The following is a 25947-nucleotide window of genomic DNA, read 5'->3' as shown; positions in this document are numbered from 1 at the left end:
CATGGAAGCATTTACCACGCACACCGGCCGGGCCGTCCCGCTGCGCCGCAGCAACGTGGACACGGACCAGATCATCCCGGCGCACTGGCTCAAGAAGGTCACCCGCGACGGCTTCGAGGACGGCCTTTTCGAGGCGTGGCGCAAGGACCCGGAGTTCGTGCTCAACAAGGCCGAGCACAAGGGTGGAACGGTTCTGGTGGCCGGTCCCGACTTCGGCACCGGCTCCTCGCGCGAGCACGCGGTGTGGGCGCTGCAGAACTACGGCTTCAAGGCCGTCGTCTCCGCCCGCTTCGCCGACATCTTCCGAGGCAACTCCCTCAAGAACGGGTTGCTGACCGTCGTCCTGCCGCAGGAGACCGTGGACCGGCTGTGGAAGCTGGTCGAGGCGGACCCCACGGCGGAGGTCACCGTGGACCTCGTCGAGCGCCAGGTCCGGGCCGAGGGCATCACGGCTGATTTTGAGCTTGACGAGAACGCCCGGTGGCGACTCCTGGAGGGGCTGGACGACATCAGCCTCACCCTCAGGGAGGAGGACTCGATCGCCTCGTACGAGGTGGGTCGCCCCTCCTTCAAGCCCAGCACCGTGGAGGTCTGACCCCCCGGTTCTCCCTGTACAGAGCGGGTTTGGCAAGATGCGCCGCCGGTCCTCGGACCGGCGGCGCATCGGCATGTTGAGGCCCCGTGAAGCGACAACTCGCCTCAGATGGCACAATCAGTGCATGGAACGCGACGGCCAACTCGAGCTCTACGGCATCGTCGCCGACCGGCTCAAGGAAGCGCACGCAAAGGTGCGCGCACTGCAAGTCCCGGAGGGCGTACGGATGGCGCTGTCCCGGAAGCTGCTGGTCATCACCTCAGCGGCGAAACACGATCTCGCAGACGCGGCAAAGCGTCTGGAGCGGTTGATGAACGACCTCGACGAGGGGCGTTTCCCCCAAGATCCCGACACCGACGGATGTCCGTGACGATCGAGTGCGTTGCGGCACAAGGGTGATTAGCCCGTTTCGTGTTTGATTTGCGGTATATATCTGCCTAACGTGCGAAAAGGCTTGAACACATTGATTCCGGCAATGTCTCCGAAGGGGAAGACGTGAACAAGGCGCAGCTCGTAGAAGCGATTGCCGACAAGGTCGGCGGCCGTCAGCAGGCCGCCGATGCCGTAGACGCAGTCCTGGACGCCATCGTCCGGGCGGTCGTCACCGGGGAGCGAGTTTCGGTCACTGGATTCGGTTCGTTCGAGAAGGTGGAGCGGCCCGCCCGGTACGCCCGTAACCCCCAGACCGGGGAGCGCGTGCGGGTCAAGAAGACCTCGGTGCCCCGCTTCCGTCCCGGCCAGGGCTTCAAGGATCTGGTGAGCGGCTCCAAGAAGCTCCCACGCGGCGGCGAGGTCGCCGTGAAGAAGGCCCCCAAGGGCAGCCTCCAGGTGGCGGCGAAGAAGGCCGCGGCCAAGAAGGCGACCGCCAAGAAGACCACGGCCAAGAAGGCCCCGGCGAAGAAGGCGGCTGCCAAGAAGGCTCCAGCCAAGAAGGCCACGGCCAAGAAGGCCCCCGCCAAGAAGACCACGGCCAAGAAGGCCCCTGCCAAGGCCACCGCGAAGAAGGCCCCGGCGCGCAAGACGAGTGCCCGTAAGACCACCGCGAAGAAGACCACCGCCAGGAAGCGCTAGCCGGCGGCGCTCAGGCGCCCCACCGCATCCGCGCCGGGCCGGGCTCCCCGAGGGAGCCCGGCCCGCGGTGCTGTCGGCGCCCGGTGTCGCAGGGGCTGGCGCCCAGAGCCTCCGTGGCGCCCGGATCCGTCCGCCGGGCTCGGAGCCTCACGGCGCTCAGAACGTCTGCAGCGTGACGAAGACGACCCGGCGCTGCTCGCCCTCGCCCTCCACCTCGATCCGCACCCGCTGCCCCGGGCGCAGCATCCGCAGCCCCCCGGCGTCGAAGGCCGCGGTGTCGAACGGCAGCGGGGTGCCGTCGTCCAGCAGCACGCTGCCGGCGCGGGTCTCGGGGTCGTACGTATAGGCGGTTCCCTGCATGTCCGCCAGCCTAGCCCTGGTGTGGGCGCCCACGCCCAGGGCCACCGCCGCGCGCAGATCCCCGGCCGTGTCCACATCGCGCCGCACCGAGTCCACCCCCGTCAGCTCGATCTCCCGCGCCCCCGACGCCCGGTGCCGGTCCCGCGACGGGCCCCCGAAGGCGGGCGCCAGCTCGGCGCCGGGCGCCGCCGAGAGCAGCGTGGTGCCCACCCCCGCGGCGTCCGCCAGGAAGGCGCGTGAGAAGCCGGAGGCGGCCTCGAGCACCAGGTCGAGTTCCACCGTCCGCAGCGCCGGGAGATCGGCGTTGAGCGCCGCCACGGCGGCCTCGGGACGCTCCTCGCGGACCGCGCGGGCGCCGTGCGCCAGGGCAGCGTTCAGCCCGAGCCCCGGGGAGTCGGGCAGGATCCGGGCGCCGAGGGCCGACAGCTCACGTCCGGCGAGCGGATCGTCGGTGACGACGGTCACCTCCCGCACCCATCGGCTCGCCAGCGCCGCGCCCACCGTGTCCTGGGCGAACGCGAGGGCGAGCAGGGTCCGCGGACCGTCCCCCGCGGCGTCGGAGAGCCTGGTCTTGGCCCGCGCCAAGGGCTTCAGCGGTACCACGAGGGTCCAGGTCACAGGGGCTCCGTTTCTTCCCACGGGCCTCATTCTGACCTGCTGCCCGGCTCGCCGAAGACGTGCGGGGTTACGGTGTCCTCGACAGACGGGGTGCCTGGAGCGACACTTGTGCGGCTGCCGGGGACGACAGCAAGCCAGCAGGTCAGCAGGGTCCAAGAGAGGATGTTCCGAGTGTCCGGCCGCAGAATCGGCTTCTGGTACCGCATGGCCGCGGTCCTGTGCAAACCGCCGCTGGTGGTTCTGTTCAAGCGGGACTGGCACGGAATGGAGCACATTCCCGCCGACGGTGGATTTATCACCGCGATCAATCACAACTCGTATCTCGACCCGCTCTCCTACGCGCACTTCCAGTACAACACCGGAAGGGTGCCGCGCTTCCTCGCCAAGGCCGCCCTCTTCAGAGGCGGCTTCGTGGGCACCATGCTCCGCGGCACCGGCCAGATCCCCGTATACCGCGAGTCCACCGACGCCGCCAACGCCTTCCGCTCCGCCGTGGACGCCATCAACAAGGGGGAGTGCGTGGCCTTCTACCCCGAGGGCACCCTCACCCGCGACCCGGACATGTGGCCCATGCGCGGAAAGACCGGCGCCGCGCGGGTCGCGCTGCTCACCAAGGCCCCGGTCATCCCCGTCGCCCAGTGGGGCGCCAACGAGGCCGTGCCGCCCTACGCCAAGGAGAAGCGGGTCCGCCTCTTCCCCCGTAAGACGCTCAAGGTGCACGCCGGCCCGCCGGTGGACCTGTCCGAGTTCTACGGCCAGGAGCCCACCGCTGAAGTCCTCAGGGCGGCCACCGACACCATCATGGGCGCCATCACCGAGCTCCTCTCCGAGGTGCGCGGCCAGTCGGCGCCCGTTCAGAGGTACGACCGGCCCACGCGGAACGGCACCGACGGTCCGCCGCTCCCGCTGGCCGATGAGGAGAGCAAGTGACGCGCTGCGCCGTCTTCGGCACCGGCTCCTGGGGCACCGCCTTCGCGATGGTGCTCGCCGACGCGGGGTGCGAGGTGACGCTGTGGGGGCGCCGGCCCGGTGTCGTCGAGGCCATCAACACCGGCCACGGCAATCCCGACTACTTCCCCGGGGTGCGGCTCCCCGACGGTGTGCGCGCCACCACCGACCCGGCCGAGGCCGCGGCCGGCGCGGAGTTCACCGTGTTCTCCGTGCCCTCCCAGACGCTGCGCGGCAACCTCACCGACTGGGCCCCGCTGCTGGCCGCCGACACCGTGCTGGTCTCCCTGATGAAGGGCGTCGAACTCGGCACGGCCAAGCGGATGAGCGAGGTCGTCCAGGAGGTCGCCAAGGCGCCCGCCGAGCGCGTCGCGGTGCTCACCGGACCCAACCTCGCCAAGGAGATCGCCGCCCGGCAGCCCGCCGCCTCCGTGGTGGCCTGCCCCGACGAGAGCGTGGCCCGCCGCCTCCAGACCGCCTGCCACACCGCGTACTTCCGCCCGTACACCAACACCGACGTGGTCGGCTGCGAGCTGGGTGGCGCGGTGAAGAACGTCATCGCGCTGGCCGTGGGCATCGCCGACGGCATGGGCCTCGGCGACAACACCAAGGCGTCGCTCATCACCCGCGGCCTCGCCGAAACGACCCGGCTGGGCCTGGCGATGGGCGCCGACGCGCACACCTTCGCGGGCCTGGCGGGCATGGGCGACCTCGTCGCCACCTGCTCCTCCCCGCTCTCCCGCAACCACACCTTCGGCACCAACCTGGGCCGCGGGATGACACTGGAGGAGACCATCGCGGTCACCAAGCAGACCGCGGAGGGCGTCAAGTCGTGCGAGTCGGTGCTGGATCTCGCCCGCCGCCACGATGTCGACATGCCCATCACCGAAACCGTCGTCGAGATCGTGCACGACGGCAAACAGCCCCTTGTCGCACTCAAAGAGCTGATGTCCCGCAGCGCCAAGGCCGAGCGGCACTGACGCCACGCGGACCGCAAGGTAACCTCAACGCGATATGAGCAGCCAGACCCCTTCCCCAGGCCCTGTCCCGGCTTCATCCGGAGGCGAGCGGCGGAAGCCGCGCGTCGCCGTCGTCTTCGGCGGCCGCAGCTCCGAGCACGCCATCTCGGTGGTCACCGCGGGCGCCGTGCTGCGCGCCATCGACCGCGAGAAGTACGACGTGCTGCCGATCGGCATCACCGCGGACGGCCGTTGGGCGCTGACCGCCGACGAGCCCGAGCGGATGGCCATCGCCAATCGCGAGCTGCCCAGCGTCGAACGGCTCGCCGAGTCCAGCGAGGGCTCGGTCGTCCTCCCGGTCGACCCGGGGAACCGCGAGGTCGTCTACAGCGAACCGGGGGCGGTGCCCAAGGCACTGGGCGACGTCGACGTCGTCTTCCCCATGCTGCACGGCCCGTACGGCGAGGACGGCACCCTCCAGGGGCTGCTGGAGCTGTCCGGGGTGCCGTACGTGGGGGCCGGGGTGCTCGCCTCCGCCGTGGGCATGGACAAGGAGTACATGAAGCGGGTGTTCGTCTCCTTCGGGCTGCCCGTCGGCCCGTACGAGGTGATCCGCCCCCGGGCCTGGGAGCAGGAACCTTCCGCCGCCCGCCAGCGGATCGTGGAGTTCGCCGAGGAGCACGGCTGGCCGCTCTTCGTGAAGCCCGCGCGGGCCGGCTCGTCCTTCGGCATCAGCAAGGTCGAGGGCCCGGCGGACCTGGACGCGGCCGTCGAGGAGGCCAGGCGCCACGACCCGAAGGTCATCGTGGAGGCGCTGCTGCGCGGCCGCGAGATCGAGTGCGGGGTGCTGGAGTACGAGGACGGGCCGCGCGCCAGCGTGCCCGCCGAGATCCCGCCGGTCTCCTCCCACACCTTCTACGACTTCGAGGCGAAGTACATCGACGCGGCGGACGGCATCGTGCCCGCGCCGCTCACCGAGGAGCAGACCCGGCGGGTCCAGGAACTCGCGGTGGCCGCCTTCGAGGCGGCGTCCTGCGAGGGGCTGGTTCGGGCCGACTTCTTCCTGCTGGACAGCGGTGAGTTCGTGATCAACGAGATCAACACCATGCCCGGTTTCACTCCGATCTCGATGTACCCGCGCATGTGGCAGGAGAGCGGCGTGAGCTACCCCGAGCTGGTGGACCGGCTGCTGGAGGCCGCGCTGCGCCGCTCGACGGGGCTGCGCTAGCCGGACGGCCGCGCCAGCCGCACGGGGCCGCGCCAGCCGCACGGGGCCGCGCCAGCCGCACGGGGCCGCGCCAGCCGCACGGGGCCGCGCCAGCCGCACGGGGCCGCGCTAGGCCACGCCCTTCGGGACCGTCTTCTTGACGGCGCGGGCGAGGTCGAGCAGGGGGTTGATCTCGGGGGAGTACTTCCCGGGCACGGTCACCTCGACATAGGCCCGGCGCAGTACGGTGGTGAAGCGGTAGCCGCCGTCTCGCTTCTCCGGGAGCCACTCGACGCCGTTCACCTCGGCCGACGCGGTCTTGGAGCCCATCGCCTCCGGCCGGGGGACTCCGCAGCGCAGCTGCACGGCGGGGTCCCCCCACACGGCTGTGTAGTCCGAGGCGGGCTCGGCGGTGCCCCGCTTCAGCCCGTTCACGGCATGGGGCAGTTTCTTGTGCAGCGCGCGGCAGATCGCGGCCGCCTGTGGGGCCGGAGTGGGAACCGCGAGCGCCTTGGTGTCGTCGGAGTCCCCGGTGAAGGAGCAACCGGCTACCGGCACCAGGGCCAGGACCACCGCGGCGGACAGCGGAACGAGCCGTCGGGTGAGACTACGGTGTGCGGAATTCACCGGCCGATCATACGGGGGAGCTAGAGATGGACGACCGGGCAGGTCAGGGTACGGGTGATCCCTTCCACTTGCTGGACTTTCGCGACCACCATGCGGCCGAGCTCATCGACCGTGTCGGCCTGGGCGCGGACGATCACGTCATAGGGGCCCGTGACGTCCTCCGCCTGTATCACCCCGGGGAGCTTGGCGATGATGTCGGCCACGGTCGAGGCCCTGCCGACCTCGGTCTGGATCAGGATGTACGCCTGTACCACGGAACCTCCAGGGCGGCTACGAGGATCATGTGGAGAGAAGGGACGCCACGGTACCGCGTCGCCATGCGGCGCGGGGAGACCCGCGCGGGGAGCGCGGCGCGGCGGAAAGTGGTCACGAGCACGAAGGGGCGATGGGATGAAGGGCACCGTGGGCGAGTTGGGGGAGTTCGGGCTCATCAGAGAGCTCACATCCCGGCTCACCACCACCCCGGCGGTGAGGTTGGGGCCCGGTGACGATGCCGCGGTCGTGGCCGCGCCCGACCGGAGGGTCGTGGCCAGTACGGACATCCTGCTGGAGGGCAGGCACTTCCGGCGGGACTGGTCCACCGCCTATGACGTCGGCCGTAAGGCCGCGGCCCAGAACCTGGCCGACATCGCGGCCATGGGCGCCGTGCCGACAGCCCTGCTGCTCGGCCTGGTGGTCCCCGCCGATCTGCCGGTGACCTGGCCGGCCGAGCTGATGGACGGCATCCGCGACGAATGCCAGGTCGCGGGCGCGGCCGTGGTGGGCGGTGACGTCGTGCGCGGGGACACCATCACCGTTGCCATCACCGCACTGGGCGATCTGCGCAACCACGAGCCGGTCACCCGATCCGGTGCCCAGCCCGGCGACGTTGTCGCCGTCACCGGCTGGCTGGGCTGGTCGGCGGCCGGGCACGCGGTGCTCTCGCGCGGCTTCCGCTCGCCGCGGGCCTTCGTCGAGGCGCACCGGCGGCCGGAGCCGCCGTACCACGCCGGTCCCGCCGCCGCCGGGCTGGGGGCGACCGCGATGACCGATGTGAGCGACGGCCTGGTGGCCGACCTCGGGCATATCGCGGAGGCCAGCAAGGTCCGCATCGATCTGCGCTCGGCGGACATCGACGTCCCCTCGCAGATGTCGGACATCGGGCAGGCGGTGGGCGTCGATCCGCTCCAGTGGGTGCTCAGCGGGGGAGAGGACCACGCGATCGTGGCCACCTTCCCGCCCGACGCCAAGCTGCCGGCCCGCTGGAAGGTGATCGGCGAGGTGCTCAACCCCTCGGCGCTGCCCCAGGTGACGGTGGACGGAGCTCCCTGGGCACACGGGGGCTGGGACCACTTCGGCGACGGTGAGGGCGCCGAGTGACGTCGCCGGGTGACGGTATGGGCGCCGAGTGACCGTAAGGGCGCCTTGGGGGACGTTCGGGGGTGCCGGGGGCGCCGAGTAGATTCGGTGCCATGGCTCTACCTCCCCGCGTCCCCCGCCCCGCCCATGACGGCTCGGCGCCCGTGCGTGTCCTCACCGTCGCCGGATCGGACTCCGGTGGCGGTGCGGGCATCCAGGCCGACCTGAAGACCATGCTGGCCCTGGGCGCCCACGGCATGAGCGTGATCACCGCGGTGACGGCTCAGAACTCCCTGGGCGTCCAGGGCGCCTGGGAGCTGCCCGCCGAGGCCGTACGGACCCAGTTCCGCAGCGTGGCCGACGACATCGGCGTCCAGGCGGTCAAGACCGGCATGCTGGCGACCGCCGAACTGGTCGAGACCGTCGCCGCGCTGCTCGCGGACGTCACCGCGCCGGTGGTCGTCGATCCGGTCGGCGTCTCCAAGCACGGTGACCCGCTGCTGGCCGCCGAGGCGCTCGACGCGGTCCGTACGAAGCTGCTGCCGGCCGCGACCGTGGCCACGCCGAACCTGGACGAGGTGACCCAGCTCACCGGCGTCCGCGTGGAGTCGGAGGACGACCAGCGGCGGGCGGCCGGGGCGGTGCTGGGCCACGGTCCGCGATGGGCGCTGATCAAGGGTGGCCATCTGCCCGGCGGCGACGCGGTGGATCTGCTCACCGACGGCACCGAGGAGCACTGGCTGCGCGCGCCCCGCCAGGACAACCGCCATACGCACGGCACGGGGTGCACCCTCGCCGCGGCCATCGCCACGTATCTGGCGGGCGGCTACGAGGTCCCCGAGGCCGTCACCGCGGCCAAGGACTACGTCACGGGCGCCATCGCGGCGGGCTTCCCCCTGGGCGCGGGCATCGGCCCGGTCGACCACGGGTGGCTGTCGGAGGGGACTGGCTGGTCGGAGGGGACTGGCTGAGGGCACGCGAAAGGCCGGTCCACTCCAGTGGTGGACCGGCCTGGCGTACCGGTATCCCGCTTGCGCGGGGAGGCCGTGCGACTAGACGACTAGCGCGAAACCTTGCCGGCCTTGATGCACGAGGTGCAGACGTTGAGCCGCTTCGGGGTACGACCGACCACAGCGCGCACCGTCTGGATGTTGGGGTTCCAACGACGGCGGGTGCGGCGGTGCGAGTGCGAGATGTTGTTGCCGAAGCCCGGCCCCTTGCCGCAGACGTCGCAGTTGGCAGCCACGGGTTACTCCAAAGACGGGTCAACCTCGCTTCTCGCGAGGAGACAGGACACTGAACGGATGCCCCGGACGCTGACTGAATCGTGGAGGATTCGGCGGCGCCTGGGGGAATGGCCCGATTCGCATCGGGCAACCGGAGCAGCATACAACGGCCACTCCCGTACAACGAAACTATCATGGCTGCCCCGGCACCCGCCGAGGGCGGCGGCTACCCTGCGATGACGCGATGCCCACCCCGCCCCAGCAGCCTCCGAGGAGGACCTTTCGTGCCGCACACGCTCGACGCCGATGCGGTACGGACCTGGTGCGGGCTCGCCCTCGACGCGCTGGGCCGGGCCCGAGCGGACATCGACGCGATCAACGTCTATCCGGTCGCGGACGGGGACACCGGCACCAATCTGTATCTGACCGTGGAGTCCGCCGCACGGGCCGTGGACGCCGCCTTCGACGGCCACGCGACCTCGGCCGCCGTGTCCCGTCCCACCCTCGCCGATGTGGTGCGCGCCATGGCCCATGGCGCGCTGATCGGCGCGCGGGGCAACTCCGGCACGATCCTCGCGCAGCTGCTGCGCGGTATGGCGGACGTCCTGGCCGACGGCACACCGGACGGGAACCCGGGCGCGGGCGAGGCGGACGGGCTGCGGCGGGCGCTGCGGCGCGCGGTCGACCTCGCCTACCTGGCCGTCGCGCACCCCGTCGAAGGCACCGTCCTTACGGTCGCCGTGGCCGCAGCGGAGAGCGCGGAGCGCGCCACGGGTGACGTCGCCACGGTGGCCCGCGCCGCGTACGAGGGCGCCCGTACGGCGCTCCAGGCCACCCCCGGCCAGCTCGACGCCCTCGCCCGCGCGGGGGTGGTCGACGCGGGCGGCTACGGCCTGGTGACGGTCCTGGGCGGGCTCGCCCAGGCCCTGTCGGGCGAGGCCCCCGCGGCGCTCGCCCCGGCTCGCCCCGGCCGTGACGCCCTGGCGCCCACCGGGACGGGCGGGCAGGGGCAGGATCTGGTGGGCTGCTCCACCGACGGCGCCCCGGACGGCGGGCCCGCCTTCGAGGTGATCTACCTCCTGGAGGCCGACGACACGGCCGTGACCGCCCTGCGGGAGCGGCTGGACGCCCTCGGCGACTCCCTGGTGGTCGTCGGCGGCGACGGCCTGTGGAACGTCCACGTCCATGTGGACGACGCGGGGGCGGCCGTGGAGGCGGGCATCCAGGCCGGGCGCCCGTACCGCATCCGGATCACCCACTTCGACGGCGCCGCCGTCCGTAAGGCGGGCTTGGGCGGTCCGGACCGGCCAGGCCCGGCCATCGTCCTGCCGGACCAGTCCGGCGCCCAGGGCCCTACGGGCGGCCCGCGCGCCGAGCGCGTGCCCCGCGCCGTGGTCGCCGTCGTCCCCGGCGACGGGCTGGCCGCGCTGTGCGCGGAGGCGGGCGCGACCGCGGTCGCCACCCGCCCCGGGGAGCCGCCCGCCAGTGGTGAGCTGGTGGACGCGGTCCGCCGGGCCCACGCACGGGAGGTCGTGCTGCTGCCGAACGACAGCGAGCTGCACCACGCGGCGGCCGCGGCCGCGGCCCAGGCCCGCGCCGAGGGCGTACGGGTCGCGGTGATCCCCACCCGCTCCGCCGTCCAGGGCATCGCCGCGCTCGCCGTCCACGAGCCCGGCCGCAGCTTCGACGAGGACGTGGTCGCCATGACCTCGGCCGCGGGCGCCACCCGCTACGCGGAACTGGCCGTCGCCGAGCGCCAGTCCTGGACCATGGCAGGGGTGTGCCAGGCCGGAGACGTCCTGGGCATGATCGACGGTGATGTGGCGGTGATCGGCTCGGAGCTGGCCGCGACCGCCGGGACGGTGCTGGACCGGATGCTGGCGGCGGGCGGTGAGATGGTCACGCTGGTGCTCGGCGCGGACCTTCCGGACGAGGTCGCCGAACGGCTGGAGCGCCATGTGCGGGAGGGGCACTTCGCCGTCGACACGGTCGTCTACCGCGGCGGTCAGCCCACCGCGCCGCTGATCATAGGCATCGAATGAGCCCGGCCGCGCAGAGCGGCCCCGCTGGAACCACCCCGCTGAACCACCCCCGCTGGAATCACCCCGCTCGTCATCCCCGATTGTCACCCCCGTGGTGTGCAATGGACGGGTGCCCGTGCTGGATGAACCCCTGAAGAAGGTCCTGGGCGGCAACACCGCGAAGGTGATGGCCGACCATCTCGACCTGCACACCGTCGGCGACCTGCTGCACCACTACCCGCGGCGGTACGCGGAGCGCGGTGAGCTGACCCGGCTGTCCGACCTGCCCCTGGACGAGCATGTGACCGTGGTGGCGCAGGTCGCCGACGCCCGGGTGCACACGTTCAACGGCGGCCGGGGCCGGCGGCTGGAGGTCACCATCACCGACGGCAGCGGCCGTCTCCAGCTGGTCTTCTTCGGCAAGGGCGTCCACAAGCCGCGTACGGAGCTCCAGCCCGGCACCCGCGCGATGTTCGCCGGGAAGGTCTCGGTCTTCAACCGCAAGCGGCAGCTGGCACACCCGGAGTTCAAGGCGCTGGGCGCCGGGAGCGGCACGGAGGCCGTGGAGGCGTTCGCCAATCAGCTGCTGCCGCTGTACCCGGCGTGCAAGCAGATGGAGTCCTGGCAGATCCAGCAGGCCGTCGACACCGTGCTCGGCCCGGCCGGTCATGAGGAGTCCGCGCTGGCCGGGCTGATCGACCCGCTGCCCGAGAGCCTGCGCGAGGGCCGGGGGCTGGCCACGCTCCCCGAGGCGCTGCGCAAGGTCCACCGGCCGGGCACCAAGGCCGATATCGCGACGGCCCGGGACCGGCTGAAGTGGGACGAGGCGTTCGTCCTGCAGGTGGCGCTCGCCCGGCGGCGGCAGGCCGACGCCCAGCTGCCCGCGGCGCCCCGCAAGCCCGCCCCGGACGGGCTGCTGACCGCCTTCGACGCCCGGCTGCCGTTCACCCTCACCGAGGGCCAGCGCAAGGTCAGCGAGGAGATCTTCGCCGACCTCGCCACCGACCACCCGATGCACCGGCTGCTCCAGGGCGAGGTCGGCTCGGGCAAGACCATGGTCGCGCTGCGCGCGATGCTCGGCGTCGTGGACGCCGGAGGACAGGCGGCGATGCTCGCGCCCACCGAGGTGCTCGCCCAGCAGCACCACCGGTCGATCACCGAGATGATGGGGAAGCTGGCCGAGGGAGGGATGCTCGGCGGCGCGGAGCAGGGCACCAAGGTCGTGCTGCTCACCGGCTCCATGGGCGCCGCGGCCCGCCGTCAGGCGCTGCTGGACCTGGTCACCGGCGAGGCCGGGATCGTGATCGGCACCCATGCCCTGATCGAGGACAAGGTCCAGTTCCACGATCTCGGCCTGGTGGTCGTGGACGAGCAGCACCGCTTCGGGGTCGAGCAGCGCGACGCCCTGCGCTCCAAGGGCAAGCAGCCCCCGCATCTGCTGGTGATGACGGCCACGCCGATCCCGCGCACCGTCGCCATGACCGTCTTCGGCGACCTGGAGACCTCCGTCCTGGACCAGCTGCCCTCGGGCCGTTCCCCGATCGCGTCCCATGTGGTGCCCGCCAAGGACAAGCCGCACTTCCTGACCCGCGCCTGGGAGCGGGTGCGCGAGGAGGTGGCCGCCGGCCACCAGGGCTATGTGGTGTGCCCGCGGATCGGGGACGAGGAGGACGAGTCCAAGGCGGCGAAGGAGAAGTCCGCCGAGGACGAGGCGGAGAAGCGCCCGCCGCTGGCCGTCGTCGACGTCGCCGAGCAGCTCGTCAAGGGCCCGCTGAGTGATCTGCGGGTGGAGGTGCTGCACGGGCGGATGCAGCCCGAGGCCAAGGACGAGGTGATGCGCCGTTTCGCCGCGGGCGAGGTGGACGTCCTGGTCGCCACGACCGTCATCGAGGTCGGTGTGAACGTGCCCAACGCCACCGCCATGGTGATCATGGATGCCGACCGGTTCGGCGTCTCCCAGCTCCACCAGCTGCGCGGCCGCGTCGGCCGGGGCTCGGCCGCCGGGCTGTGTCTGCTGGTGACCGACATGCCCGAGGGCAGCCCCGCCCGGTCGCGGCTGGGCGCGGTCGCGGCCACGCTCGACGGCTTCGAACTGTCCCGGATCGACCTGGAGCAGCGCCGGGAGGGCGATGTGCTCGGCCAGGCCCAGTCCGGGGTCCGTTCCTCGCTGCGGGTGCTCGCCGTCATCGACGACGAGGAGGTCATCGCGGCGGCCCGGGAGGAGGCGGCCGCGATCGTGGCCGCCGACCCGGAGCTGGCCGGATACCCGCAGTTGCGCACCGCGCTGGACGCCCTGCTGGACAAGGAGCGCGCGGAGTTCCTCGACAAGGGCTGAGCCCGCGGGGAGCGCCCGGCCACCGCCCGCCCCGGTACGCCATATCGTGGAGATGCGGCGGCCCCGCCCGGACGGGCACCCGGCGCCGCTGCCCCGACCACCGTGAAGGACGGCCCCCACCCATGACCCGCGTGATCGCCGGAGCGGCCGGCGGCCGCCGCCTGGCCGTGCCGCCGGGAAACGGCACCCGACCCACCTCGGACCGGGCGCGTGAGGGCCTGTTCTCCACCTGGGAGTCGCTGCTCGGCTCGCTGGACGGGGCCCGCGTCCTGGATCTGTACGGCGGCTCAGGCGCGGTCGGCCTGGAGGCGCTGTCCCGCGGCGCCGCCCACACGCTGCTGGTCGAGTCCGACCCGCGGGCGGCCCGCACGATCCGTCAGAACGTCCGCACCCTCGGTCTGCCCGGCGCGGAGCTGCGCACCGGCAAGGCCGAACAGACCATCGCCGGACAGGCCCCCGACACCGGCCCGTACGACGTCGTTTTCCTGGATCCGCCCTACGCGGTCACCGACGGCCAGCTCCGGGAGATACTCCTCACACTCCTGGGGAAGGGCTGGCTCGCGCCGGGCGCGCTGGCCACCGTTGAGCGGAGCACACGAGGTGGGGAGTTCGTGTGGCCTGCCGGATTCGAGGGGCTCAGGGCCCGTCGCTACGGCGAGGGCACGCTTTGGTACGGTCGCGCCGCCTCGACGTGCGAGAACGCGTCATGACCGGACCCGAGAGCGAGGAACTTCCGTTGCGCCGCGCAGTCTGTCCGGGGTCGTTCGACCCCGTCACCAATGGACACCTCGACATCATCGCCCGTGCCTCCAAGCTCTATGACGTCGTGCACGTCGCCGTGATGATCAACAAGTCGAAGCAGGGCCTGTTCACGGTGGACGAGCGGATGGATCTCCTCCGCCAGACCACGGAGGAGTACGGAAACGTCCAGGTGGAGGCGTTCCACGGCCTCCTGGTGGACTTCTGCAAGCAGCGGGACATCCCCGCGATCGTCAAGGGGCTGCGGGCCGTCAGCGACTTCGACTACGAGCTGCAGATGGCCCAGATGAACAACGGCCTCTCCGGCGTGGAGACGCTGTTCGTGCCCACCAACCCCACCTACAGCTTCCTCTCCTCCAGCCTGGTCAAGGAGGTTGCGGCCTGGGGCGGTGACGTCTCCCATCTGGTGCCCCCGCTGGTCCTGGAGGCGCTCGCCGAGCGGCTCGGCCGGAAGTAGCGGCTGACGGGCCGTCAGCGGCTGTCCGGGAGGTGTCCGCTGGTCGTACAGTCGTCCCGTTCGTGTCCCGTACCCATCCGCATCCAGACAGTCTGCGAGCACCCACAGTGGACGTGCAGAAGAAGCTCGACGAGATCGTCGATACCGTCGGCGGCGCCCGGTCCATGCCCATGTCGGCCTCGTGCGTGATCAACCGCGCCGAGCTGCTCGCCATGCTCGAAGAGGTGCGCGCGGCGCTGCCGGACTCCCTGGCTCATGCCCAGGAGCTGATCGGCGGCCGGGACCAGATGGTCGAGGAGGCCCACCGGGAGGCTGGCCGGATCATCGAGTCCGCGCACGCCCAGCGCGCCTCGCTGATCTCGGACACCGAGCTGGTGCGGAAGTCCCAGGAGGAGGCCGACCGGATCCTCACCGAGGCCCGCCGGGAGGCCGAGGAGATCCGTATCGAGGCCGACGACTACGTGGACAGCAAGCTGGCCAACTTCGAGGTCGTGCTCACCAAGACCATCGGCTCGGTCGACCGCGGCCGGGAGAAGCTGCTGGGCCGCGCCCCCGGCGCCGAGGACGGCCTGGGGCAGCCCGACGAGGGCCCGGAGCGCAGCGCCGACCCGGCCACCCTGCGGCACCGCGCGGACGAGTACGTGGACACCAAGCTGGGGGCCGTCTCGGCGGTCCTCGCCAAGACCCTGGAGGCGGTCGGCCGGGGCCGCCAGAAGCTGCTCGGGGCCCGGCCCGCCGATGAGCTCGGCGCCCATATGGCGGCCCAGGACGAGGCCGGTATGGCCCTGCGGACCACCGACGACGACTATCTGGCGGACCTGGCCCAGTCCCAGGCGGACCTCGTCCAGCCCGTCGCCCCGCCCGACCAGGCGGCCGCCGACGCCGCGTACTACGCCGCCACCGCGAGCTATCAGCAGCAGGACGCGTACGGCTACCAGCAGGCGTACGTACAGCAGGACCCGTACGCCGCGCAGGGCGGCTATCAGCAGGACGCCTATGCCTGGCAGCAGCAGGCCCAGGCCCAGGGCTACGACCCGAACGCGGCCTACGTGCCCCAGCAGCCCCAGCAGCTGCCCCAGCACCATCAGCAGCAGCCGGGCGCCGCGCTCGACGAGACCAGCCTGTTCGACACGAGCATGATCGACCTCGATCAGCTCCGCCAGTACGAGCAGGGCCGCTGAGCGCTCCGCGGGAAGTGCCGCGATGCGTCGTCGGCCGACCGCGGCGCCGTCGTGGCTGGTCGCGCCCGCGCGGCGGAGCCGCACATCGACACGGCCCCGCACCCCTTCCGGGCGCGAGAACCCCTTCCCCACCGGGCGGATTGGGTCTACGGCGGCCCGTCCAGTATCCTGGCTCTTCGGTCGCGTGTACGTCCGCGATCTCGGCTGCCCGTTTCGTAACGGATCGGGTGGCCCGCCGCAGCGTAGAAAGCAGGAAGCCCTGAACGCCCGCCTCGACCACCGTGCCCCTCTCGTGTTCGACACGCGCGAGCTGGGCCGTCGTCCTGGTGCGCTCAAAAGGGTCTCCCGCTCCGTGGTGGCGCCCAAGGGCCTCGGCATCGAGGTCATCGGGGTGCGGGAGGGCGCGACGATCGAGCTCGACCTCCGCCTGGAGTCGGTCATGGAAGGGGTGCTTGTCACAGGCACCGCCCGTGCGCCGCTCATGGGGGAGTGCGTAAGGTGTCTGGAGCCGCTGGAGCGAGAGCTCGAAGTGGACTTCCAGGAGATGTACTCCTACCCCGACGCCGACGACCGGAGCCGCGAAGCGGATACCGGCGACGACGCCGAGGAGGAGGACATGCTCTTCCTCGAGGCCGACCTGTTCGACCTCGAACCCGTGCTGCGCGACGCGGTGGTGCTCGCACTGCCGCTGCAGCCGGTGTGCCGGGAGGACTGCCCGGGGCTGTGCGCCGATTGCGGCGCCCGGCTCGCGGACGACCCCGACCACCACCACGAGTCCGCCGACATCCGTTGGGCGGCACTGCAGGGACTCGCCGAGACCATGAGGGACGGCGAGAAGGACAACGCACCCCGCGAGCGCGGGGATGACTCACAGGAGAAGTAGCCGTGGCTGTTCCGAAGCGGAAGATGTCGCGCAGCAACACGCGCCACCGCCGGTCGCAGTGGAAGGCTGCGGTCCCCAACCTGGTGGCGTGCGAGCGCTGCCACGAGCCGAAGCAGCAGCACATCGCGTGCCCGAGCTGCGGCACCTACAACCGCCGCCAGGTCCTCGAGGTCTGATCGGCGGGTGACAGGCTCTATGTCAGACGCCACCACGCCTCCGCGTAAGCGCGGTGAAGCGGCCCAGGCGGACACGGCCTCGTCTCACACGATCCTGGAAGGGCGGCTCGGGTACCAGCTCGAGTCCGCCCTTCTGGTGCGTGCGCTGACCCACCGCTCCTTCGCGTACGAGAACGGCGGGCTGCCCACCAACGAGCGACTGGAATTCCTCGGGGATTCGGTGCTCGGCCTGGTGGTCACCGACACGCTGTACCGCATCCACCCCGACCTGCCCGAGGGCCAGCTGGCCAAGCTGCGGGCCGCGGTGGTGAACTCGCGCGCGCTCGCGGAGGTGGGACGCGGCCTCGACCTCGGCGCCTTCATCCGGCTCGGCCGGGGCGAAGAGGGCACCGGCGGCAGGGACAAGGCTTCCATCCTCGCCGACACCCTTGAAGCGGTGATCGGCGCGGTCTATCTCGACCGGGGGCTCGACGCCGCCGCGGAGCTGGTCCACCGGCTCTTCGACCCGCTCATCGAGAAGTCCTCGAACCTCGGCGCCGGCCTGGACTGGAAGACCAGCCTCCAGGAGCTGACCGCCACCGAGGGCCTCGGGGTCCCGGAGTACCTGGTCTCCGAGACCGGTCCCGACCACGAGAAGACCTTCACGGCTGCCGCCCGCGTCGGTGGTGTCGCGTACGGCACCGGCACCGGCCGCAGCAAGAAGGAAGCCGAGCAGCAGGCGGCGGAGGCCGCCTGGCGCGCCATCCGTGCGGCCGCCGACGAGGCCCAGGCGAAGGCCAAGGCGGCCGACGCCGGAACCGCGGGCACGGCGGTCGACGGCGGAGCCGCCGCCGACACGGCCTCCCCGGCACGCTGATCGGCCTTCCCCGACCCACACCGTCCATCACGTCCGTAACACCTCTCACCGCCCCCGCGGCGGACGGCCCGCCCGGCCGTTCCGCCCGGGGGCGGTGAGGGCACGAAGGCTTAAGGAGGCCCCCGTTGCCCGAGCTGCCCGAGGTCGAGGTGGTCCGCCGCGGACTGGAGCGCTGGGTCAGCGGCCGTACGGTCGCCGAGGTCCAGGTGCTGCACCCCCGCGCGGTCCGCCGCCATCTCGGCGGCGCGGAGGACTTCGCGGCCCGCCTCCGGGGCCGCCGCGCCGGGACCGTCCGGCGCCGCGGCAAGTACCTGTGGCTGCCGTTCGACGACGACGCCCCCGTCGAGTCCGTCCTGGCCCACCTCGGGATGAGCGGGCAGCTGCTGGTCCAGCCGGCCGAGGCGCCCGACGAGAAGCATCTGCGCATCCGGGTCCGCTTCGCCGACGAGGCGGGCACCGAGCTGCGCTTCGTCGACCAGCGCACCTTCGGCGGGCTCTCGCTGCACGACACCGTCCCCGGCGACCTGGAGGGGCTGCCGGACGCCATCGCGCACATCGCCCGCGACCCGCTGGACCCCGTCTTCGACGAGGCCGCCTTCCACCTCGCGCTGCGCCGCCGGCGCACCACGATCAAGCGCGCGCTGCTGGACCAGTCACTGATCAGCGGGGTCGGCAACATCTACGCCGACGAGGCGCTGTGGCGCGCCCGGCTGCACTACGACCGGCCCACGGCCACCCTCACCCGGCCGCGCGCCGCCGAACTCCTGGACCATGTGCGCGAGGTGATGACCGCCGCGCTCGCCGTCGGCGGCACCAGCTTCGACAGCCTCTATGTGAACGTGAACGGCGAGTCGGGGTACTTCGAGCGCTCCCTGGACGCCTACGGCCGGGAGGACGAGCCGTGCCGCCGCTGCGGCACCGCGATGCGCCGCCGCCCCTGGATGAACCGCTCCAGCTACTTCTGCCCGCGCTGTCAGCGCCCGCCGCGCCCGGCCACCACGGAGGCCCGTCCGGCGTCCCGCGCGGCCGCCGCCTCGCCGCTCCCGGCGCGCGTGGTGTCGTAGCGCTCCTGGGCCGTCAGCACCTCGGGCATCCGGTCCTCGACCAGATGGATGAGGGCCAGCAGCCGCTCGGCGACCGCGCTGCCCAGCGGGGTCAGCCGGTAGTCCACCCGGGGCGGGTTGGTCGGCTGCGCCTCGCGGTGCACCAGACCGTCGCGCTCCAGCGCGTGCAGCGTCTGGGACAGCATCTTCTCGCTGACGCCGTCGACCCGCCGCCGCAGCTCGTTGAAGCGGAAGGTGCTGTCGTGGAGCGCGCTCAGGATGAGGCCGCCCCATTTGCCGGTGACGTGCTCCAGCGTGCCGCGTGAGGGGCAGGCACGGGCGAACACGTCGAAGGCCAGGTTCTCCGCGTCCGCCGTGGTGGACGCCCCGCCAGTGGGTTCACTGTCCATACCCACACCATACGCGCACTCAGCGCTGACTCCAGGGTCGCGCTTTCGGCTGGTGAGCGTGGTGCGCGTACGGGCATATGAAAGCCCGGGGCGCTTTCGTACGCCCCGGGCTTTCACGCATGGCCGGATGCGGAGGCCCGCTCGGGGGCTCCGCTCAGTGGCTCAGTAGCCGAAGTCCTGGGTCCACCAGGGGCCGCCGTCGCCGAAGTGCGCGCCGACGCCCAGTCGCTTGAACGAGCAGTTGAGGATGTTGGCGCGATGGCCGGAGCTGTTCATCCACGAGTCCATCACGGACTGTGCGTCCGACTGGCCGCGGGCGATGTTCTCCCCGCCCAGGTCCAGGATGCCCGCGCCCTCGGCGCGCTCCCACGGGCTGTCGCCGTCGGGGTTGATGTGGTCGAAGAACTGCCGCAGGGACATGTCCTCGCTGAAGTCCTCGGCCAGCTGGGTGAGTTTGGAGTCGGCCGTCACGGGGTCGCAGCCGACCTTCTTGCGCTCTTTGTTGACGAGGGTGAGGACTTCGGCCTCCGAGGCGGTCTCGGGGCCGGCCGACTCCGCCGGGGGTTCGGGTGCGGTCGGCTCCGTCGAGGGCGTCTGCGACGGCTTGCCGTGCCCGCCGCCGTTCGCGCCGCCCTTGCCGTTGCCGTTGTCGCTTCCCTTGCCCTTGCCGTTTCCGCCGGGCCGGTCGTTCCCGGAGGGCTGGGAGGGCCCCGGCTGCTCCGGTGGGGTGGTGGAGGGCGTCTCAGAGGGCTTGGCGGGGGTCCTGGAGGGAGTCGTGGAGGGTGCGTGAGGACGATCGTCACCACGGCTGGGCGGCACCGTGCCGCGATCGGTGGGGGTCGCGGACTGCGAGCCCTGTGTCTCCAGGCCGGAGTCCGGGGGACCGCCCGCCTGGACCTGTCCGGCGGAGTCATTGCCCCCGCCTAGTTCGTAGCCGTTCGGACCGAGTCCGGAGGCCATCGCCACGGCGCCGACCGCGACAGCGGCGGACACGCCCAACAGTCCGGTCCGGACCGGAGCGAGGGGGCTCCGGTGCGGTCCCCGGTGGCGGCCTGCGGCGGCCACCTGCGCCGGGGTACCGGGGGCAGATCGTCGATGGCGGCCCATCTCCTGCCTTCCTTGTGTGCTCGGCGTCAAAAGTCGCTCGAAATGTGTCACTCGTGTGCGCGAGCCATGTATCACTCGTGTGGGTGAGTCCTGTTGAGCCGGGACTGTACGCCATTCGGGCCCCAACGCGCCTGCCTACTGGGCAATTCGATGGTTTAGCGGCTGCTCGGACGGGGGGTTAGCGTGCGCATATGAACGAAAGAGTCCGCCTCACCGTGTGGGTCCGCGGCCGCGTCCAGGGTGTCGGCTTCCGTTGGTACACCCGGGCCAACGCACTGCGCATCGGGGACCTCGTCGGCTTCGCGTCCAACCTCGCCGACGGGCGGGTGCAGGTGGTCGCGGAGGGCCCGCGCGCGGAGTGCGAACAGCTGCTCGAATGGCTCCGGGACGGCGACACGCCCGGGAAAGTCGAGGGAATCACCGAGATCTGGGACACACCGCGCGGCGGCTACGACGCCTTCGAGATCCGTTGATCAACTCCCCGGTGACACCCTCCGCGGCCCCCTCTGACCACGCCTTCCCTGCGCACCGTGAGCAGAAATCGGCTGATGGTTGCCAACGGGGCCGCTCCATGGAAGGCTGCGGAGTCACGAAAGATCCCCGACCGCGAGGGGTCATCTGGAGAGGGGCGGGACCGTCCGCCGCCAGTGTGCTCTCGGCCCCTGCCGGGCCCGTCGGCGTGTGATCGTGTTGACCCTCAAACCAATTGGTGAGACGCTGGAAGCCCCGCGCACCTTAACTGTTTGCCGCGCAGCACGGTAGTAAATTCGGCAGGCAGCGCGGGTGCAAATTCCCTCACGACCCACACCGCTTCGGTCGGTCACTCAGTGTGGAGGACCATCCATCATGGCAAAGGCGCTTCTCGGTTACGTCGGCGGTTCCGACCCCCGAGTCCTCGCCGAGATGCGACGGCTTCAGCAGCGCGTCCAGGACCTTGAATCCGAGATCGTTCGGATTCAGGCCGAGAACGACGCGCTGTCCGCCGCCGCTCGTCACGGCGACTCGCTGCTCGAAAGCTTCGACGTATCCCAGGCGGAGCCTGCGCTCGCCTGACCCAGCCCCAGGGCCGGTCGGGCTGCATCGTCAGCCGCTTGAGAATCTTCAAGGGACGCTTCGGCGTCCCTTCGTCGTATCCCCAGTGTTGCCTCCGAGCCACCCTTACCGACTGATGTGCCCCTCTCTTCCAGCGGTGAAACCGATCATTGCTGAAACGGAGAAAAAGCCGGGACGGGTGCGCCGCGCCACCGTCATGGGACGGTGCCGGAGGAAGTGCGGCGGGTAGAGTCCAAAGGCGTGCATCTCAAGAGCCTGACCCTGCGAGGGTTCAAATCCTTCGCCTCCGCCACGACGCTCCGGTTCGAGCCGGGTATCACCTGCGTCGTCGGCCCCAATGGCTCGGGCAAGTCCAATGTCGTGGACGCTCTTTCCTGGGTTATGGGCGAACAGGGTGCCAAGTCGCTGCGCGGCGGCAAGATGGAGGACGTCATCTTCGCCGGTACCACCGGCCGTCCCCCGCTCGGCCGCGCCGAGGTCTCGCTCACCATCGACAACGCCGATGGGGCACTGCCCATCGACTACGCCGAAGTCACCATCACGCGGATCATGTTCCGCAACGGCGGCAGCGAGTACCAGCTCAACGGGGACACCTGTCGGCTGCTGGACATCCAGGAGCTGCTCTCGGACTCCGGTATCGGCCGTGAGATGCACGTCATCGTCGGGCAGGGCCAGCTCGACGGGGTGCTGCACGCCGACCCGACCGGCCGCCGCGCCTTCATCGAGGAGGCCGCGGGCGTTCTCAAGCACCGCAAGCGCAAGGAGAAGGCGCTGCGGAAGCTGGACGCGATGCAGGCCAACCTCGCCCGCGTCCAGGACCTCACCGACGAACTGCGCCGCCAGCTCAAGCCGCTCGGCCGGCAGGCCGCGGTGGCCCGGCGGGCCGCCGTCATCCAGGCCGATCTGCGCGACGCCCGGCTGCGGCTGCTCGCCGACGACCTGGTGACCCTGCGCGAGGCGCTGCGCGCCGAGGTCGCCGACGAGGCCGAGCTCAAGCGGCGCAAGGAGGCCGCCGAGACCGATCTGCGCACCGCGCAGCAGCGCGAGGCGGCGCTGGAGGAGCAGGTGCGGCGGCTCGCGCCGCGGCTCCGGGACGCCCAGCAGACCTGGTACGAGCTCTCGCAGCTCGCCGAGCGGGTGCGCGGCACGATCAGCCTGGCGGACGCCCGCATCAAGAGCGCCACCTCCGCCCCCGGGGAGGAGCGGCGCGGCCGTGACCCCGAGGACATGGAGCGCGAGGCGGCCCGCATCCGGGAGCAGGAGGCCGAACTGGAGGCCGCCCTGGAGGCGGCGAGCCGGGCGCTGGACGACACCGTGGAGCACCGGGCCGAGCTCGAGCGGAGCCTGGCCGAGGAGGAGCGCCGGCTCAAGGACGTGGCCCGCGCCATCGCCGACCGCCGCGAAGGGCTCGCCCGGCTCCAGGGCCAGGTGAACGCCGCCCGCGGCCGGGCCGGTTCGGCCCGCGCCGAGATCGAGCGGCTGGCCGCGTCCCGCGACGAGGCACAGACCCGGGCGGTCGCCGCACAGGAGGAGTACGAGCAGCTGAAGGCGGAGGTCGACGGACTCGACGCGGATGACGCGGAATTGGCGGAGCGCCACGAGGCCGCGAAGCGCGAGCTCGCCGAGGCGGAGACCGCGCTGAGCGCGGCCCGCGAGGCGGCCACGGCCGCCGAACGCGAGCGCGCGGCCACCTCCGCCCGGCATGACGCCCTCGCCCTCGGCTTGCGCCGTAAGGACGGCACGGGCGCCCTTATGGCCGCCGCCGACCGCCTCGGCGGACTCCTGGGCCCCGCCGCCGAACTCCTCACCGTGACCCCGGGCTTCGAGATGCCCGTCGCCACGGCCCTGGGCGCCGCCGCCGACGCGATCGCCGTCAGCGGCCCCCACGCGGCCGCCGAGGCGATCCGCCTCCTGAGGGCCGACGACGCCGGCCGCGCCGCCCTGCTGCTGACGACGCCGGCCGCGGAGGGGGAGGAGCCCTCGTCGGCCAACCTGGCGGAGTTTCCGTCCGCCGCCCTCGCGGAGTCCTCGTCCACCGCCCTCGCGGAGTCCCCGTCCGCCGCCTCGGATCACGGCGGCTCCGGCTCGCCCGCGCCGGGTGGCGCCCACGTGCCGGGCACGCGCGCCGAGGGGACTGGGCCGAGCGGGCCGGGCCAGGGGCCCGTGCCGCGATCGGCGGTCACCCCGGCGGCGTCCGGGGCCCTCGTTCCCCCGTTCGAGCCGGGCGCGGCGCCGGGCGCGGGCACCGAAACGCCCACGGCCGGGGCCGGTTTCCCGGCTGCCGCGCCCACGCCCGAGGGCCCCTCCGAGACGGCTGACGGCGCTGCCGCCGTACCGGGCACGCGGTCTTCGGACGGTCCGGTGACGGGGTCCTCCGGCTCCGATGAGGGCCCTCGGCCGGGTGGCGCGCCGGAGCCCGGCGGTCCGGGCGCGCCGCAGGCCGCCGCCGATGGTGCGGGGGCGTCTCCCGGCGCGGCTGACGGCGCCGCCGCGGTGCCCGGCACGCGGGTGCCGGGTGCCGATCCCGGGCGCCGGAACGACCCCACAGCCAGGGCCGGTTCACCGGCCGCCGCGCCGGACGGCCGGACGGACGACTCCACCGAGACGGCTGACAGTGCCGCCGCAGTGCCCGGCACGCGGGTGCCGGGGGCCGACTCCGCACGCCGGGACGACACGGAGGCCGCGAGCGAGGGGCGCGAGCCCCTTACGGCGCCCGGCGGCGGCCCGGCCGCGACCGAGCCCGGTGCCGCGGTCGCCGCCGCCGGTGGGGCGTCCGCCGCCGGTGGGGCGTCCGCGGCGGTCGTTTCCGCGCGGGTGCCGCAGCCCGCCGGGGGAGCGGCGGCCGTACCGGGCGTCGGACCCGGGGACGAGCCGGGCGGGCGGGCCGCGGCCGTCGAAGCGTCGCCGCGGGTGGCGGATTTGGTGGCGGGGCCGGCCGCGCTGCTGCCCGCCGTAAGGCGGTTGCTCGATGGCATGGTGGTGGTCGAGAGCCTGGAGGAGGCCGAGGAACTGCTCGCGCGGCGGCCGGAGTTGACGGCCGTGACCGCCGAGGGCGATCTGCTCGGGGCGCATTTCGCACAGGGCGGGTCCGCCGGGGCGCCCACGCTGCTGGAGGTGCAGGCGTCCGTCGACGAGGCCGCGGCGGAGCTCGAGCGGCTCGCCGTACGGTGCGAGGAGCTGGCCGGGGCGCAGCGCGCGGCGCAGGAGCGGCGGGCCGAGTGCCTGGCGCTCGTCGAGGAGCTGGCGGGCCGCCGGAGCGCGGCGGACCGGGAGAAGTCGCGGGTCGCGCAGTCGCTGGGCCGGTTGGCCGGGCAGGCGCGCGGGGCCGCCGGGGAGGCCGAGCGGAGCACCGCGGCGGTCGCCAGGGCCGAGGAGGCGCTGGAGCGGGCGACCGAGGAGGCCGAGGAGCTCGCCGAACGACTGGCCGTGGCGGAGGAGGAGCCGGGCGAGGAGGAGCCGGACACCTCGGTACGGGACCGGCTGGCGGCCGACGGCGCGAACGCCCGGCAGACCGAGATGGAGGCGCGGCTCCAGGTCCGTACGCATGAGGAGCGCGTCAAGGGGCTCGCGGGGCGGGCCGACGCGCTCGACCGGGGCGCGCGCGCCGAGCGCGAGGCCCGGACGCGCGCCGAGCAGCGGCGCGCCCGGCTGCGCCATGAGGCCGAGGTGGCGTCGGCCGTGGCCGCCGGCGCCCGTCAGCTGCTGGCGCATGTCGAGGTGTCGCTGGTACGGGCCGAGCAGGAGCGGGACGTCGCGGAGCGCGCCAAGGCCGAGCGCGAGCGGGAGCTGGACGCCGCCCGCGGCCAGGGGCGTGACCTCAAGAGCGAGCTGGACAAGCTGACCGATTCGGTGCACCGGGGCGAGGTGCTGGGCGCCGAGAAGCGGATGCGGATCGAGCAGCTGGAGACCAAGGCGCTGGAGGAGCTGGGTGTCGAACCGGCCGGGCTGATCGCCGAATACGGCCCCGACCAGCTCGTCCCGCCGTCCCCGCCCGCCGAGGGCGAGGTGTTGCCGGAGGATCCTGAGGATCCGCGCAACCAGCCGGTGCGGTACGTAAGAGCGCAGCAGGAGAAGCGGCTGAAGGTCGCGGAGCGCGCGTACCAGCAGCTCGGCAAGGTCAATCCGCTGGCGCTCGAGGAGTTCGCGGCGCTGGAGGAGCGGCATCAGTTCCTGAGCGAGCAGCTGGAGGACCTCAAGAAGACCCGGGCCGATCTCCTCCAGGTGGTCAAGGAGGTCGACGAGCGGGTCGAGCAGGTCTTCACCGAGGCGTACCAGGACACCGCGCGCGAGTTCGAGGGCGTCTTCTCGCGGCTGTTCCCGGGCGGGGAGGGGCGGCTGGTGCTGACCGACCCCGAGAACATGCTGACCACGGGCGTGGACGTGGAGGCCCGGCCGCCGGGCAAGAAGGTCAAGCGGCTGTCGCTGCTGTCGGGCGGTGAGCGCTCGCTGACCGCCGTGGCCCTGCTGGTGTCGATCTTCAAGGCGCGGCCGAGCCCGTTCTATGTGATGGACGAGGTCGAGGCGGCGCTCGACGACACCAACCTGCAGCGGCTGATCCGGATCATGCAGGAGCTCCAGGAGGCTTCCCAGCTGATCGTGATCACCCACCAGAAGCGGACGATGGAGGTCGCCGACGCGCTGTACGGCGTCTCCATGCAGGGTGACGGCGTCTCGAAGGTCATCAGCCAGCGCTTGCGGTGACCGTTTCAATACTTGA

24 protein-coding genes and 2 pseudogenes are annotated in these 25947 nt (G+C 72.3%); 20 read left to right on the top strand and 6 right to left on the bottom strand.

What is annotated here, in order from left to right; genetic code table 11:
* The first annotated feature begins 1 nt into the window (after window position 1).
* From leuD to J2Z30_RS08730, 3 genes are all read left to right on the top strand, one after another.
* Window positions 2–595, top strand: a complete 594-nt coding sequence (leuD, locus tag J2Z30_RS08740; RefSeq protein WP_044569594.1) for a 3-isopropylmalate dehydratase small subunit — start codon at window positions 2–4, stop codon at window positions 593–595.
* Between the two features lie 124 nt (window positions 596–719).
* Entirely contained in the window at window positions 720–965 is a 246-nt protein-coding gene (locus J2Z30_RS08735; protein ID WP_044569593.1) for an SCO5555 family protein, read from the top strand.
* A gap of 125 nt (window positions 966–1090) precedes the next feature.
* Window positions 1091–1666, top strand: a complete 576-nt coding sequence (locus J2Z30_RS08730) for an HU family DNA-binding protein (RefSeq protein ID WP_044569592.1) — start codon at window positions 1091–1093, stop codon at window positions 1664–1666.
* A gap of 357 nt (window positions 1667–2023) precedes the next feature.
* Here the strand turns inward: J2Z30_RS08730 and cofC are convergent.
* Window positions 2024–2644: pseudogene (cofC, locus tag J2Z30_RS08725) on the bottom strand (2-phospho-L-lactate guanylyltransferase); the annotation flags it as partial.
* 171 nt (window positions 2645–2815) lie between these two features.
* Here cofC and J2Z30_RS08720 point away from each other — a divergent pair.
* Genes J2Z30_RS08720 through J2Z30_RS08710 form a run of 3 tightly spaced genes read left to right on the top strand, consistent with a single transcriptional unit; the run spans window position 2816 to window position 5779 of the window.
* Entirely contained in the window at window positions 2816–3574 is a 759-nt protein-coding gene (locus J2Z30_RS08720; protein ID WP_044569591.1) for a lysophospholipid acyltransferase family protein, read from the top strand.
* Window positions 3571–4572: an NAD(P)H-dependent glycerol-3-phosphate dehydrogenase gene (locus tag J2Z30_RS08715; protein WP_044569587.1), complete on the top strand. Its 1002-nt coding sequence runs from the start codon at window positions 3571–3573 to the stop codon at window positions 4570–4572. The genes J2Z30_RS08720 and J2Z30_RS08715 overlap by 4 nt, the downstream gene beginning before the upstream one ends.
* A 34-nt stretch (window positions 4573–4606) precedes the next feature.
* Complete coding sequence (locus tag J2Z30_RS08710; RefSeq protein WP_044569586.1) at window positions 4607–5779, top strand: D-alanine--D-alanine ligase family protein; 1173 nt, start codon at window positions 4607–4609, stop codon at window positions 5777–5779.
* A 108-nt stretch (window positions 5780–5887) separates the two neighbouring features.
* Here J2Z30_RS08710 and J2Z30_RS08705 read toward each other — a convergent pair whose 3' ends face one another.
* Window positions 5888–6385, bottom strand: coding sequence for a DUF3515 domain-containing protein (locus J2Z30_RS08705; protein ID WP_044569585.1), 498 nt, complete (start codon window positions 6383–6385; stop codon window positions 5888–5890).
* Window positions 6386–6405: 20 nt separating this feature from the next.
* The gene (locus tag J2Z30_RS08700; RefSeq protein WP_020868183.1) at window positions 6406–6639 is read right to left on the bottom strand and encodes an Lrp/AsnC family transcriptional regulator; all 234 of its coding nucleotides are present in this window, start codon (window positions 6637–6639) and stop codon (window positions 6406–6408) included.
* Between the two features lie 136 nt (window positions 6640–6775).
* Between J2Z30_RS08700 and J2Z30_RS08695 the strand changes: the two genes are divergently transcribed.
* Together J2Z30_RS08695 and thiD are read left to right on the top strand one after the other, a co-directional pair.
* Complete coding sequence (locus J2Z30_RS08695; RefSeq protein WP_044569584.1) at window positions 6776–7744, top strand: thiamine-phosphate kinase; 969 nt, start codon at window positions 6776–6778, stop codon at window positions 7742–7744.
* Window positions 7745–7836: 92 nt separating this feature from the next.
* Window positions 7837–8694, top strand: coding sequence for a bifunctional hydroxymethylpyrimidine kinase/phosphomethylpyrimidine kinase (gene thiD, locus J2Z30_RS08690; RefSeq protein ID WP_044569583.1), 858 nt, complete (start codon window positions 7837–7839; stop codon window positions 8692–8694).
* Window positions 8695–8858: 164 nt separating this feature from the next.
* Here thiD and rpmB read toward each other — a convergent pair.
* Window positions 8859–8969: pseudogene (gene rpmB, locus J2Z30_RS52110) on the bottom strand (50S ribosomal protein L28); the annotation flags it as partial.
* A gap of 216 nt (window positions 8970–9185) precedes the next feature.
* Between rpmB and J2Z30_RS08680 the strand changes: the two are divergent.
* From J2Z30_RS08680 to mutM, 9 genes are all read left to right on the top strand, one after another.
* The gene (locus J2Z30_RS08680; protein WP_044581334.1) at window positions 9186–10991 is read left to right on the top strand and encodes a DAK2 domain-containing protein; all 1806 of its coding nucleotides are present in this window, start codon (window positions 9186–9188) and stop codon (window positions 10989–10991) included.
* Between the two features lie 166 nt (window positions 10992–11157).
* A complete protein-coding gene (recG, locus tag J2Z30_RS08675; protein ID WP_044581333.1) occupies window positions 11158–13305 on the top strand; it encodes an ATP-dependent DNA helicase RecG in 2148 nt (715 codons plus the stop codon).
* 122 nt (window positions 13306–13427) lie between these two features.
* Window positions 13428–14015 carry a 16S rRNA (guanine(966)-N(2))-methyltransferase RsmD gene (gene rsmD / locus J2Z30_RS08670; protein ID WP_044569582.1) on the top strand — a complete coding sequence of 196 codons (588 nt, stop codon included), beginning with the start codon at window positions 13428–13430 and terminating at the stop codon, window positions 14013–14015.
* Complete coding sequence (gene coaD, locus J2Z30_RS08665; protein ID WP_044569581.1) at window positions 14012–14521, top strand: pantetheine-phosphate adenylyltransferase; 510 nt, start codon at window positions 14012–14014, stop codon at window positions 14519–14521. Before rsmD ends, coaD begins: the two co-directional genes overlap by 4 nt.
* A gap of 107 nt (window positions 14522–14628) precedes the next feature.
* Window positions 14629–15702, top strand: coding sequence for a F0F1 ATP synthase subunit B family protein (locus tag J2Z30_RS08660; protein ID WP_044569580.1), 1074 nt, complete (start codon window positions 14629–14631; stop codon window positions 15700–15702).
* A gap of 292 nt (window positions 15703–15994) precedes the next feature.
* On the top strand, window positions 15995–16585 hold the full coding sequence (locus J2Z30_RS08655; RefSeq protein ID WP_044569579.1) for a YceD family protein: 591 nt from the start codon (window positions 15995–15997) through the stop codon (window positions 16583–16585).
* A gap of 2 nt (window positions 16586–16587) precedes the next feature.
* Window positions 16588–16761 (top strand): 50S ribosomal protein L32, encoded by a 174-nt coding sequence (gene rpmF, locus J2Z30_RS08650; protein WP_037948573.1) that lies wholly within the window; start codon window positions 16588–16590, stop codon window positions 16759–16761.
* Between the two features lie 19 nt (window positions 16762–16780).
* Entirely contained in the window at window positions 16781–17617 is an 837-nt protein-coding gene (rnc, locus tag J2Z30_RS08645) for a ribonuclease III (RefSeq protein WP_044569578.1), read from the top strand.
* A 125-nt stretch (window positions 17618–17742) separates the two neighbouring features.
* On the top strand, window positions 17743–18681 hold the full coding sequence (mutM, locus tag J2Z30_RS08640) for a bifunctional DNA-formamidopyrimidine glycosylase/DNA-(apurinic or apyrimidinic site) lyase (RefSeq protein WP_044569577.1): 939 nt from the start codon (window positions 17743–17745) through the stop codon (window positions 18679–18681).
* Here mutM and J2Z30_RS08635 read toward each other — a convergent pair.
* On the bottom strand, window positions 18591–19070 hold the full coding sequence (locus J2Z30_RS08635; protein ID WP_044569575.1) for a winged helix-turn-helix transcriptional regulator: 480 nt from the start codon (window positions 19068–19070) through the stop codon (window positions 18591–18593). The two genes, mutM and J2Z30_RS08635, sit on opposite strands and share 91 nt — an antisense overlap.
* 162 nt (window positions 19071–19232) lie before the next feature.
* A complete protein-coding gene (locus tag J2Z30_RS08630; protein ID WP_044569574.1) occupies window positions 19233–20177 on the bottom strand; it encodes a CAP domain-containing protein in 945 nt (314 codons plus the stop codon).
* A 191-nt stretch (window positions 20178–20368) separates the two neighbouring features.
* On the opposite strand from J2Z30_RS08630, the gene J2Z30_RS08625 reads away from it, so the two are divergent.
* The 3 genes from J2Z30_RS08625 (at window position 20369) to J2Z30_RS08615 (ending at window position 25931) form a co-directional block, all read left to right on the top strand.
* Window positions 20369–20650 (top strand): acylphosphatase, encoded by a 282-nt coding sequence (locus tag J2Z30_RS08625; protein WP_037948581.1) that lies wholly within the window; start codon window positions 20369–20371, stop codon window positions 20648–20650.
* A 373-nt stretch (window positions 20651–21023) separates the two neighbouring features.
* Window positions 21024–21230 (top strand): hypothetical protein, encoded by a 207-nt coding sequence (locus tag J2Z30_RS08620; protein WP_020868169.1) that lies wholly within the window; start codon window positions 21024–21026, stop codon window positions 21228–21230.
* 240 nt (window positions 21231–21470) lie between these two features.
* Window positions 21471–25931 carry a chromosome segregation SMC family protein gene (locus tag J2Z30_RS08615; RefSeq protein WP_044569571.1) on the top strand — a complete coding sequence of 1487 codons (4461 nt, stop codon included), beginning with the start codon at window positions 21471–21473 and terminating at the stop codon, window positions 25929–25931.
* The last annotated feature ends 16 nt before the right edge of the window (window positions 25932–25947 follow it).

This window comes from Streptomyces iranensis (assembly GCF_017874715.1).
GTDB classification, from domain to species: Bacteria; Actinomycetota; Actinomycetes; order Streptomycetales; family Streptomycetaceae; genus Streptomyces; species Streptomyces iranensis.
This window is presented reverse-complemented; position numbering and strand designations above follow the sequence as displayed.